Annotated in this window: 9 protein-coding genes; 7 read left to right on the forward strand and 2 right to left on the reverse strand. The window is 63.7% G+C overall.

All coding sequences use genetic code 11. From position 1 onward, the window contains the following. The first annotated feature begins 5 nt into the window (after nucleotides 1-5). From LB559_RS12430 to LB559_RS12455, 6 genes are all read left to right on the forward strand, one after another. Nucleotides 6-497, forward strand: coding sequence for a GFA family protein (locus LB559_RS12430; RefSeq protein WP_013532559.1), 492 nt, complete (start codon nucleotides 6-8; stop codon nucleotides 495-497). Then, a complete protein-coding gene (locus LB559_RS12435) occupies nucleotides 494-970 on the forward strand; it encodes a GFA family protein (protein ID WP_013532558.1) in 477 nt (158 codons plus the stop codon). Before LB559_RS12430 ends, LB559_RS12435 begins: the two co-directional genes overlap by 4 nt. After that, nucleotides 967-1,923, forward strand: a complete 957-nt coding sequence (gene pip / locus LB559_RS12440) for a prolyl aminopeptidase (protein ID WP_024503052.1) — start codon at nucleotides 967-969, stop codon at nucleotides 1,921-1,923. Before LB559_RS12435 ends, pip begins: the two co-directional genes overlap by 4 nt. Next, on the forward strand, nucleotides 1,920-3,542 hold the full coding sequence (cimA, locus tag LB559_RS12445; RefSeq protein ID WP_224674163.1) for a citramalate synthase: 1,623 nt from the start codon (nucleotides 1,920-1,922) through the stop codon (nucleotides 3,540-3,542). The genes pip and cimA overlap by 4 nt, the downstream gene beginning before the upstream one ends. A gap of 82 nt (nucleotides 3,543-3,624) precedes the next feature. Next, entirely contained in the window at nucleotides 3,625-4,551 is a 927-nt protein-coding gene (rarD, locus tag LB559_RS12450) for an EamA family transporter RarD (RefSeq protein ID WP_224674164.1), read from the forward strand. Between the two features lie 9 nt (nucleotides 4,552-4,560). Beyond that, nucleotides 4,561-5,247 carry a glutathione S-transferase family protein gene (locus LB559_RS12455; protein WP_224674165.1) on the forward strand — a complete coding sequence of 229 codons (687 nt, stop codon included), beginning with the start codon at nucleotides 4,561-4,563 and terminating at the stop codon, nucleotides 5,245-5,247. A 16-nt stretch (nucleotides 5,248-5,263) separates the two neighbouring features. On the opposite strand, the gene LB559_RS12460 is transcribed toward LB559_RS12455, so the two are convergent. Next, a complete protein-coding gene (locus LB559_RS12460; protein WP_024503048.1) occupies nucleotides 5,264-6,262 on the reverse strand; it encodes a transporter in 999 nt (332 codons plus the stop codon). A gap of 174 nt (nucleotides 6,263-6,436) precedes the next feature. Continuing rightward, complete coding sequence (locus LB559_RS12465) at nucleotides 6,437-6,727, reverse strand: muconolactone Delta-isomerase family protein (protein ID WP_013532552.1); 291 nt, start codon at nucleotides 6,725-6,727, stop codon at nucleotides 6,437-6,439. 110 nt (nucleotides 6,728-6,837) lie between these two features. Between LB559_RS12465 and LB559_RS12470 the strand changes: the two genes are divergently transcribed. Continuing rightward, nucleotides 6,838-7,746 (forward strand): LysR substrate-binding domain-containing protein, encoded by a 909-nt coding sequence (locus LB559_RS12470; RefSeq protein WP_127417422.1) that lies wholly within the window; start codon nucleotides 6,838-6,840, stop codon nucleotides 7,744-7,746. Nucleotides 7,747-7,749 lie beyond the last annotated feature (3 nt).

The raw sequence follows: 7,749 nt of genomic DNA on the forward strand, positions 1-7,749 counted from the left end.
CAGCGATGAGCCTCGACAACCGACCGATCTACACCGGCGGCTGCCAGTGCGGCGCGGTGCGCTTTCGCGTTGAAGGCGCTTTGGGCGACGCTTCGGTCTGCCATTGCCGCATGTGCCAGAAGGCGTTCGGCGCGTTCTACGCGCCGCTGGTTTCGGTGCGTGGCGCCAGGCTCGACTGGACGCGCGGCGAGCCGAAATACTTCCGTTCGTCCAACCATGTCGATCGCGGTTTTTGCGCCGATTGCGGCACGCCGCTGACCTTCACCGCGCCGGACGGGGTTGGCCTCGCCATCGGTGCGTTCGACAATCCAGCGGAGATCGTGCCGCTGATTCAATGGGGGATCGAGGCAAAGCTGCCCTATGTCGACTCGATCCCGCAACTGCCGGGCGAGGACACCATGGCCGACATGTCGTCGGCCTCCTATCTGGCCGATCTCGTTTCCTACCAGCACCCCGACCACGACACCGAACAATGGCCGCCAAAGGAAAGATCATGACCGATCAGGTAAGAACCGGCGGCTGCCAGTGTGGCGCCGTGCGCTTCCGCGTTCATGGAGCGCTCGGCCGTCCGTCCATCTGCCATTGCCGCATGTGCCAGAAGCAGTTCGGCTCGTTCTTCGGCGCGCTGGTCACGGTGCCCAGAGATGGCGTCGAATGGACCCATGAAGAGCCGAGTTACTTCCAGTCGTCGGTCAACATCGATCGTGGTTTCTGCGCCCGCTGCGGCACGCCGCTGACATATCGGCAGCCCGGCGGGCTGGAAATCGCGATCGGTGCCTTCGACGACCGTTCGGACCTGGCACCGCAGATCCAGGTCAACTATGCCGCGCGGTTGCCCTGGGTGGAGACGATCTTCGATCAGCCCGTCCACCAGGATCCTGATTATTACAACAGGCAGGAATCCATCATCTCCTTCCAGCACCCAGACCATGAAACGCCGGACTGGCCGACCAAAGGTTTACAACTATGAGCAGTCAATTGCGTACGCTTTATCCCGAGATCGAGGCGTTCGATTCCGGCATGCTCGATGTCGGCGACGGCCACCAGGTCTACTGGGAGCGTTCCGGCACCAAAGGCGCCAAGCCGGCGGTGTTCCTGCATGGCGGGCCGGGCGGCACCATTTCGCCAAAACACCGGCGGCTGTTCGACCCGAAGCTCTACGATGTCATCCTGTTCGACCAGCGTGGCTGCGGAAAATCGACGCCCAACGCCTCGCTCGAAGCCAATACGACATGGCACCTGGTCGCCGACATCGAACGGCTGCGCGAAATGGCCGGCTTCGACAAATGGCTGGTGTTCGGCGGCTCCTGGGGGTCGACGCTTGCGCTCGCCTACGCCGAGACCCATCCAGAACGCGTCAGCGAACTGGTGGTGCGCGGCATCTACACGCTGACGCGTGCGGAACTGGAATGGTACTATCAGTTCGGCGTCTCGGAAATGTTCCCGGACAAATGGGAGCGCTTCCTGGCGCCGATCCCGGAGGCCGAGCGCAGCGACATGATGGCCGCCTATCGCAAGCGGCTGGTCGGCACGGATCGAAAGGCGCAGATCGAGGCGGCCCGCGCCTGGAGCCTGTGGGAAGGCGAAACGATCACGCTGTTGCCGGAGCCTGAGACAAGCGGTCCGTTTGGGCAGGACGACTATGCCGTCGCGTTCGCCCGCATCGAGAACCACTATTTCGTCCATGCCGGCTGGCTGGAAGAGGGACAATTGCTGCGCGACGCGCACAGGCTGAGCGACATCCCCGGCACCATCGTCCATGGCCGCTACGACATGCCATGCCCGGCGCGCTATGCCTGGGCGCTGCACAAGGCCTGGCCAAAGGCGGATTTCCATCTGATCGAGGGCGCCGGCCATGCTTATTCGGAGCCGGGTATCCTCGACCGGCTGATCCGCGCGACGGACAAGTTTGCAGGCAAATGACCATGACCCGCGAGCGCCTCTATCTCTTCGACACCACATTGCGCGATGGCCAGCAGACGCCGGGCATCGACTTTTCCGTCGAGGACAAGATCGCCATCGCAAAACTGCTTGACGCTTTTGGCCTCGACTATGTCGAAGGCGGCTATCCCGGCGCCAACCCGACCGACACCGCCTTCTTCCAGGAGAAGCGCACGGAGCGCGCCAAATTCGTCGCCTTCGGCATGACCAAGCGGGCAGGGGTGTCGGCGTCCAACGATCCCGGCCTAGCGTCTCTTGTGCAATCGAAGTCGGATGCCATCTGCTTCGTCGCCAAGAGCTGGGACTACCACGTCCGTGTCGCGCTCGGCTGCACCAATGAGGAGAACCTCGACGCCATCAAGGCCTCCGTCGAGGCGGCGATCGCCGCCGGCAAGGAGGCATTGGTCGACTGCGAGCATTTCTTCGATGGCATCAAGGCCAATCCCGACTACGCGCTGGCCTGCGCCAGGACCGCCTATGATGCCGGGGCGCGCTGGGTGGTGCTGTGCGACACCAATGGCGGCACGCAGCCATCGGAAGTCCGCGCCATCGTCGAGAAGGTTATTTCGTCGGGCATTTCAGGCGATCATCTCGGTATCCATGCCCATGACGACACCGGCCAGGCCGTGGCGAATTCCCTCGCCGCTGTCGAGGCTGGCGTGCGCCAGATCCAGGGCACGCTCAACGGCATCGGGGAGCGCTGCGGCAACGCCAATTTGATCTCGATCGTGCCGACGCTGGCGCTAAAGCCGGCCTTCGCCGATCGTTTCGAAACTGGCATTTCGGCTGAGGCGTTGACAGGCATTTCCAGGTTGTCGCGCGCATTTGACGAACTCCTGAACCGAGCGCCAGAGGCGCAAGCGCCCTATGTCGGCGCTTCCGCCTTCGCCACCAAGGCCGGCATTCATGCCTCCGCACTCGCCAAGGAGCCGGCGACCTATGAGCACGTCCCCCCCGAAACGGTCGGCAACCGCCGCCGTGTCATGGTCTCGGACCAGGGCGGCAAGGCCAATTTCCTCGCCGAGCTGAGGCGACGCGGCATTGAGGTGCCGAAGGACGATCACCGGCTCGACGCGCTGATATCCGTGGTCAAGGAGCGCGAGGCCGAGGGCTATGCCTATGAAGGCGCCGATGCCAGCTTCGAACTCCTCGCCCGCACGATGCTGCACGGCCTGCCGGAATTCTTCAACGTCACCTCGTTCCGCTGCATGGTCGAGCGCCGCTTCGACGCCAACGGCCAGTTGAAGACGGTCTCCGAAGCGATCGTCAAGGTGGTGGTCGATGGCGAGGAGAAGATGTCGGTGGCCGAGGGGCATGGCCCGGTCAACGCGCTCGACATCGCGCTGCGCAAGGACCTCGGCAAATTCCAGAGCGAGATCGCCGACATGGAGCTGGCCGACTTCAAGGTGCGTATCCTCAATGGCGGTACCGAGGCGATCACCCGCGTTCTGATCGAATCGCATGACGGCACCGGCGCGCGCTGGTGGACGGTGGGCGTTTCCGAGAACATCATCGACGCCTCGTTCCAGGCGCTGATGGATTCCATCGTCTACAAGCTGATGAAGAACCGCGAGATGGCCGGACTGGTGGCCGCCGAATAGGGTTGAACCATCAGCGAAAGTCCATTGATCCATCAGAACTTTGCGATGGTCTTGCCAAGGTGACTGGGCCATAGCGTGGCCCATGGCCACTGAAGCAATTACCCTGGATGCAGAGTCCAAGGCCCGGCGCGGCTTTCTGCTGGCGCTCGGCGCCTATCTGCTATGGGGATTGCTGCCCTTCTACATGAAGGCGGTCGCTCATCTGCCGCTCGCGGAAGTCATTGCCCATCGCATCGTCTGGTCGGTGCCGATCGCCGCCGCCGTTCTGATCTGGGCCGGCCGCACGGCGGATTTCAAGGCGGCGATGCGTTCGCCGCGCACCATCGCCATGGCCGCGCTGACGGCGGCGCTGATCTCGGTCAACTGGGGCATCTATGTCTGGGCGATCGCGGTCGACCGCACCGTCGAAACCGCGCTCGGCTACTACATCAATCCCCTGGTCAGCGTCGTTGTCGGCGCGCTGCTGCTCGGCGAGCGGCTCGATCGGCTGCAGATCGCGGCGGTGGTGCTGGCGGCCGTCGCCGTCGCCGTGCTGACCATCGAAGGCGGCAAGCTGCCCTGGGTGTCGCTGGCACTGGCGTTTTCCTTCGCCGCCTACGGCTTCTTCCGCAAGACGCTGCCGATCGGCCCGAGCCAGGGATTTTTGCTCGAAGTCCTTCTGCTGTCGGTGCCGGCACTTGGCTACATCGTCTATCTCATCGCGACCGGACAGGACCACATCGTATCCAGCAGTGGCACGGATACGGCGTTGCTGATCGGCTGCGGTCCAGTCACATCGGTGCCGTTGTTGCTGTTCGCCTTCGGCGCCAAGCTGCTGCGGCTGTCAACCATCGGCATCATGCAATATATCGCGCCGACCATGGTGTTCCTGATCGCCGTTCTGATCTTCGACGAGCCTTTCGGCACCATCCAGGCCATCGCCTTTGCGCTGATCTGGGCGGCTTTGGCGGTCTATTCCTGGTCGATGTTGACGACAGCGCGACGCGCCGCGCCGCAGCCCGCACGGTAAGGGGGTTCGATGTACCTGCTGCATATCGCCAACAAAAATTATTCCTCATGGTCGCTGCGGCCCTGGGTGCTGATGCGCGCGCTGGATATCCCATTCGAGGAATGGCTGACGCCATTCCCGACCGGATCGAGCTGGGATCTGTACCGTTCCTTCTCGCCGAGCGGCCGCGTGCCGTGCCTGGTCGACGACGGCTGGGCGGTCTGGGATTCGCTGGCCATCGTCGAATATCTGGCCGAACGCCACCATGGCGTGTGGCCCGTCGAAGCCAAGGCGCGCGCCTGGGCGCGCTCGGCCGCCGCCGAGATGCATTCGAGCTTCACCGCATTGCGCAGCGCCTGTCCGATGAGTTGCGGCGTGCGGGTAGAGCCGTTTCCGATGTCCGATGCGCTGAAGCAGGACCTCTTTCGCCTCGGCGACCTCTGGAATGATGGTCTTGCTCGTTTCGGCGGACCATTTCTGGCGGGCGCTCATTTCACCGCAGTAGATGCTTTCTTTGCCCCGGTGGCGTTCCGCGCACAGTCTTATGGGCTCTCCTTCGAAGGTGCGGCTGCAGCGTATCCGGCGCAGTTGCTTGCTCTGCCGGCGATGCGCGAATGGCATGCGGCTGGGCTTGCCGAGACCTGGCGCGAGCCCGATCACGAAGCGGAAGTGGCCGCCGCCGGCACCATCATCGAGGATCTTCGCGTCACTGCGTGAAAGCTGCCGGCGGGTGCTACATCTGTCCGAGCCGCCTGACAAAGAGATAGGTCGCGCCCGCGATCACCATCGACACAGCCGTCACCACCCAAAAGCCCATTGGCGTGTCGACCAGCGGCAGGCCCCCAACGTTCATGCCGAACAGGCCTGAGATGATGGTCATCGGCAACAGCACCGCCGTCATTACCGACAGGACGTACAGCAGCCGGTTCGACTGCGTCGTCAGCTTTGCCATAAGCTCGTCCTGCAATAGCCGGGCGCGCGCCTGCAATTGCTCGCCGTCATAGTGCAGCGTCTGCGCCCGGTGTGAAAGGCGCGCGGCCATGTCGTTGATGCTGTCTGGCAGGTCGTTGCGGTGCGAATGATCAAGGTGACGGAACAGATTGGTCAGCGTCGCCATCTGCCTGTGGATCACCACCAGATGCCGGCGCGCGTCGACCAGGGATTGCCGTTCATTGTGCCATGCGTCGCAGACGATACGGTCTTCGATGCCGTCGAGACTGTCGCCGAGTGCCGCGAGTTCTGCCACCATGCCATCGAACGACTGGCCGACGACAGCCTCGATCAACTCGGCTGGCGAGCGGAACTTGCGCGATCCATTCTCGATCGCCTTGCGGATGTTGTCGACCGACTGCAGCGGTTGCTTGCGGGCGCCGACCAGCATCGTGTCATTGAGCGCGAAGCGGAAATGGCCAAGCCCGCCCGCTTCCGCCGAATAGTCATGGCGCAGGTCCGGCAGATCGCCATAGAGCCAGTCGTCCTCGAGGTCGATGTGGCAGCCATGGCTGGCGGACAGGAAAGCTTCACGCACCGGTGCCGGCAAAGCCCGATCGGCGCCGATTTCGTGGCGGGCCCGCATGTCGGAAAGCTGGTAGCTGCGCCATGTCCAGTGCGCGGCGGCGGCGTCCCTGGTTCGCACGCCCTCAGCGGTGAAGTGATAGATGAAGAACAGTCCGTGCTCGTCGGGCAGGTAGGGCGACAGATCGGTGCCTTCCGGGGCGAGAGTGATGTCCATGGGCGGTGCCAGACGCATGTTCCGAAGATGGCGCCGCACGGCGGCTGCCTGATACTGATTCCTAGCACGCGCGAAGCCGGTTTCGTGTGACGGTTTCTTGACAGCCGATCACAGTCTGTCGATCCCCCGTGTCAATCCGGGGGTGACGCCTTCGTCACCCCCGGATGTGCCCTGTCAGTGCTTCGGGCCGAAGCCGGGGTAGGGCTTGAGGGGCACGATTGCGGCAATGTCCATCATGCCGGCCTTGACCAACGGCAAGGTGGCGAGGTGGCCGCGAACCTCAGCATCATCAGCAGCCTCGAGCATCATGCCGCTGCCCGGGATGTCGCCTCGGTTCCACACCTGACGTACCGCCCCTTCGGCGTAGAGCGTGCGCCGCTGTTCGGCTTCGCCGGGCAGAAGTGGAGCGAAATCGGCATCGGTAAATTTTTCGGTGTTGCGAGCGAGAAGGGCAAAGAACTGCATGGCGGTCTCCTTTGGTTGGGATGGCCGATTATCGCTTTTGGCTGGTCAGACAGTCCAAGACTGATTAGGCTAAAGTTGAGACCCAAAGGGACTTGAGCCTTGGAGGAGAAATGTTCGACCTGCGCCAGCTCCGCTATTTCGTCACGGTCGCCGAAACCGGAAATGTCGGGCGCGCAGCCGAAATGCTGCATATTTCCCAATCGCCACTCAGCCGGCAGATCATCCAGCTCGAGGAGCAGTTGGGTGTTTCCCTCTTTGAGAGGTCGAAGCAGCGGGTCCATCTCAACGCCGAGGGCCGCGCCTTCCTCCCCGAGGCCCGCGCGCTGCTGTCCAATGCGCGACGTGTGGAGGAGTTCGGCCGCAACCTGGCCAGCGGTGCCGTCGGCCGGCTCGCCATCGGTTATGTCGAAGGGGCCGTTCATGCCGGGCTTGTCGCCGGGATGCTGCGCCAGTTCCGTCGCGACCGGCCGGATTTCCACCTGCAGCTGAGAAGCCTGCGTTCGGCGGCGCAGTTGGAAGGGCTACGGCAGCGGTCGCTGGATCTGGGCTTTGTCTACTCGTCGCCACCCGATGATGATCCGGATGTCGCCGCCATGGCGCTGCGGCATGAGCCGCTGGTGCTGGCGATCCCCGAAGATGACCCACTCGTTGAAGTGCCAGAGATCGGGCCGCACCATCTTGACGGTCGCACCTGGATCACCGTCGTGCGCCAGCCGGACGACACCAATCGCGGCCAGTTCCTTGCCGCCTGCGCCAAAGCCGGCTTCTTGCCCGACATCGCCTATGAGACGGCGGACCCGCTGACCTCGCTCGGCCTTGTCAGCGCGGGTCTCGGCCTGGCGACGGTGCAAGCCAGCCTGCGTGCCGCCGCGCCGCCGCGGATCGTGTTTCGCGACCTGCCGTGGTTCGACCGCACGGTTTCACTCCATCTCGCTTGGCGGCGTCATGACCGGCGCGCGGTGATTGCCGATTTGCGGCAGGCTGCGGCGGAAGAGGGGAGTAGGGGAGTAGGGGAGTAGGGG

The sequence above is a fragment of the Mesorhizobium sp. BR1-1-3 genome (genome assembly GCF_020165455.1).
GTDB lineage: Bacteria > Pseudomonadota > Alphaproteobacteria > Rhizobiales > Rhizobiaceae > Mesorhizobium > Mesorhizobium ciceri.